At 60.2% G+C, this 3,703-nt stretch carries 3 protein-coding genes and 1 pseudogene; all 4 read right to left on the bottom strand.

Annotated elements, in window-relative coordinates; translation table 11 throughout:
- Positions 1-482: 482 nt before the first annotated feature.
- Positions 483-611, bottom strand: a complete 129-nt coding sequence (locus EEB13_RS32290; protein WP_261984699.1) for a hypothetical protein — start codon at positions 609-611, stop codon at positions 483-485.
- 169 nt (positions 612-780) lie between these two features.
- Positions 781-2,058: pseudogene (locus EEB13_RS31275) on the bottom strand (IS256 family transposase); the annotation flags it as partial.
- Complete coding sequence (locus EEB13_RS31765) at positions 2,052-2,195, bottom strand: hypothetical protein (protein WP_187328662.1); 144 nt, start codon at positions 2,193-2,195, stop codon at positions 2,052-2,054. The gene EEB13_RS31765 and the pseudogene EEB13_RS31275, both read right to left, overlap by 7 nt.
- Before the next feature lie 491 nt (positions 2,196-2,686).
- Complete coding sequence (locus EEB13_RS31280; protein ID WP_141487030.1) at positions 2,687-3,439, bottom strand: TetR/AcrR family transcriptional regulator; 753 nt, start codon at positions 3,437-3,439, stop codon at positions 2,687-2,689.
- Positions 3,440-3,703: the final 264 nt, after the last annotated feature.

Consider the following 3,703-nt stretch of genomic DNA (forward strand, 5'->3'; position numbering starts at 1 on the left):
TGTTGGACGCGGGCGTCACGCCACGAGATATCGAGACCATGCTTGTGGATAACCCACGGGAAATATTCGCGGCTGGGTCGTCCGGTGGTAACCAGCGGCTATCGATTGATGAAGCGGCACGGCAGAACATGGGATAGCGCGCCGGAAGAATGCACTTCACGGTGAAATGCTTCGGGGGAGCTCTGTGCCGGCGACGAGAGGAGCATCTTCGCGGCGGTGGGTCGAAGCACGGACCAGGAGCGCAGGGGAGGGTTCCCCGTGAGATTCAGGGTCTGTCGACGAAGCGGCTCTGCAGTTCTTGCTGGCAGTGTGACAGGTCTTGCTTCCTCATTGGCTGGTGGACAACATGATTCACAGTCCAGAACCATTGAGCCTTCGGGAACTGCCACCTTGGGGATTCACACCACCTTGTGAGACTGCGTGGAATTTCGCTTGAAGTAGAAGGTCGGTGCCAGCTCCTGGATGTGTGTCTACAACCACGACTACCCGGATTGCACGGTGCCGGCGGCAACTTCTTTCGGGGGTGAGACAGTCTGGGCATTCGTGTCGTTCTGCTCAACGTCACCCAACACCAGTGCGACGAATTCGGCTGCGATATTCCCGATCGGCACGGCAGGGCCACTCCTCGTGCGCCGCTACGACGAGTCACCGCCGTATTTGTGCCCCTTCTGGATGCAGGTAACTACTTCGCGCCTGGCATGGGTCTGTCCGAGAAAAGGGGTAGCTGGTAGGTCTCATTTCAGGTTCTTCGGATTGGATCTGCTGTTGACGAGCTGTGGTGGGCATGCGGTCACCGAACGTGATCGCGAACGCGTTTAGCGCCGGCTGCCAGCGCATGGTCCATCGTTGCTGACCAGTTCCCTTAGGATCCAGCGACCTGGTGACCAAGTACAGGAACTTCAACGCGGCCTGCTCCGTCGGGAAGTGTCCGTGGACGGTGACCGCACGCCGATAGCGCGCGTTCAAGCTCTCGATCGCGTTGGTGCTGCACAGCACTGTTCGGATCTCGACGTCGAAATCCAGAAACGGCACGAACTGTTCCCAAGCGTTGCGCCACCGTTGGCCAATCGCTGGGTAGGTCTTGCCCCACTTGTCCTCGAACTTCTCGAACGCCGCCCACGCGACCTCCCGCGACGGGGCCCGGTAGATCGGCTTGAGGTCCTCGGCGATCTCACCCCAGAACTTTTTCGAGGCGTGTTTGAACGTGTTCCGGATCAGATGGATCACACACGTCTGGACTGTTGTTTGGGGGAAGACCGCTCCGACCGAGTCCGGGAGTCCCTTGAGGCTGTCACAGACAATGAAGAACACGTCCTCGATGCAGCGGTTCTTCAGTTCGGTCAGAACCTGCATCCAGAACTGCGCTGATTCCCCAGCTCCGGTACCCGCCCACAGGCCGAGGACGTCTTTGTGTCCGGCCAGGTCGACACCGATCGCAGCATAGAAGGGCTGGTTGGCGACCTGCCCATCGCGGACTTTGACGTAGACCGCGTCGATGAACACCGCGGCGTAGACCTTCTCGAGGGGACGGGCGGCCCAGTCGGCCATCTCGGTAAGGCCCCGGTCGGTAATCTTGGAGATGGTGTCCTTCGACAGCGACGCACCGTAGATCTCCTCGAAGTGGGCAGAGACCTCTCCGGCGGTCAGTCCTTTGGCGACCAACGACAGCACGATCGTGTCGACCCCGCCTAGGCGTCGTTGACCTTTCTTGAGGATGGCCGGGTCGAAAGTGCCGTCGCGGTCCCGCGGGACGTCGATTTTGACGGGGCCGACGTTGTCGGTCAGTACCGTCTTGACACGGGTGCCGTTGCGGGAGTTTCCGCTGTCGCGGCCGGTGGGGTCATGCTTGCTGTAGCCGAGGTGCTCGATCATCTCCTCGTCCAACGCGGTCTCGATCACCGTCTTGGTCAACGCCTTCAGTATCCCGTGCGGTCCGGTCATCGCGACGCCGCGGGCACGAGCCGAGCGGACGAGTTCCTGCGTGATCGCCAGCTCCTCGACTGTCAGCTCGGCGTTGGTTGGATCGACCCGAACTTTCGGTTCGTCGGTGCTCACCACGCGATCCACCGCTGGACCTCGTTGAGGCACTGGGCAAGTGGCCGTCCTTCAGGAGCGACGCAATCGCCCGTGTTGACCATCTGATGAATGGCGACGTTACTGCGGGGGAGCGTGGAACGAGTTTTTGACTTGGGCATTTGACCCACCCTTCCTGGGCGGTCGCCATGAAGGCAACGCCCGATCAACCATGCCTTGTTAGAAAGACTGTACGACCTGTCTACCAAGAAGACAATGCGTTTTCGCAACTCATCGGAATGCTTGCATGGAGCGGACTTTTCGCCCGATGCGTTTCGTTCCCATACCAATTGGGCTGACGGGGCTTCGGGCGGAGGTGATACATCGCGCGCAGTCGCACAAAGGAAGACGCGGACACTCCGCTATCGCCGCTGCAAGCTGACGGTCGGCGGTGTCGACTGCACGGACACCAGTCAGTGAGCGTAGGTCAGTCCTGAAGCCCCGCCTCTAGGCGATCGCGTCGACGATCGTTGTACTGACAAATAAGTACAGGCAGGGCGTAAGCCGCCGCCAAGCCCTTCAGTTTGGATTGCTCGTGCGCATCCGGTGATAAGTTAGTGAAACCGGTTATGCCTGCATCTCGCAATGAAGTTCTAGGATCCTTGGGAAGAAATCAGGCTTCGTGACCTGCTGTCGTGGCCGGGGGCACGGTGGGCGGACAGACAGCTTTCACGCAGATATCAGCGAGCATTTTCACGAGTTGGTCGTTGGTTAGCCCGGATGAGGACAGCCATGTCCGATTGAGCATCAAGGCCATCAGGCGGATTCGTGCGCTCGCCTCGGATCGACGTTCGGACGGCCAGTTCGACATGAGCAACGGCATGCAGTCGCTGAACTCGACTGGGGTGTTGAACAAGGTTGTGTACTCGGCTCGCTCGGTCGCGAGGACCTCATCGAGTACGAACATCAAGGTTCGATTTTTCTCGAAGTACGTCAATCCGTCGCGGACCCAGGCTTCGACGCCCGCTGTATCTCCGGTGGCGAACGCTAGATCGGCCCGCTCGAAGTATGACAAGATCTCGGGTGTCGCATCGGTCATGATCGCCTGCAGGAGATCAAGTTTGCTGCGAAAGTGAAGATAGAACGTCGCCCGACCGACACCCGCCGCGATCGCGATCTCGTCAACAGTCGCCGCGGGGTACGTCGTATCTGCAAAAACATCCATAGCGCCGGCCATCAGCCGGGTCCGGGTTACCGCTCGCTGCGCATCGCGCAGCGAGACTCGGGCGGGCCGGTTCGGCGTTGTCGTGGGTGGCGCAGCATTGGCTCCCGCGGACTTGGTTGAAAGTTTCGCTGATTCACCTTCGAGCAGTTCGATTGGTGCGGGAGCGCTGTCCGACCTCCCGGCCGCAATTCGCTTCGCCATGCCAAGAAGCCTACCTTGGCCCGTGTGTGCCTTGAGGTCGTAGCGCAAACCGCCTTGGGTAGGGCGTTGCGCTGCAGCGAGTCTGAACCCTGGCTGGCACCGAGGTCGAAGCCGGTGGGCGCGCAGCCGGATCGTGTTCCCGCTGTGGAGTACACAGTGCCACTTGTCGTTACCGATCGTTTTGTGTCTGCTCCACTACCCACGCTGCGATCTGTGCGCGGGATGTGAATCCGAGTTTGGTGAGCAGGTGCTCGACATGTCCTT

Origin of the sequence: Rhodococcus sp. WS3, from assembly GCF_003797085.1 — a bacterium.
In the GTDB taxonomy this organism is placed as follows: domain Bacteria; phylum Actinomycetota; class Actinomycetes; order Mycobacteriales; family Mycobacteriaceae; genus Rhodococcus_F; species Rhodococcus_F globerula.

Bases quoted from the DNA above. Each gene is read 5' to 3' on its own strand.
- EEB13_RS31765 (WP_187328662.1), bottom strand. From the start codon at position 2,195: ATGCCCAAGTCAAAAACTCGTTCCACGCTCCCCCGCAGTAACGTCGCC.
- EEB13_RS31280 (WP_141487030.1), bottom strand. From the start codon at position 3,439: ATGGCGAAGCGAATTGCGGCCGGGAGGTCGGACAGCGCTCCCGCACCA.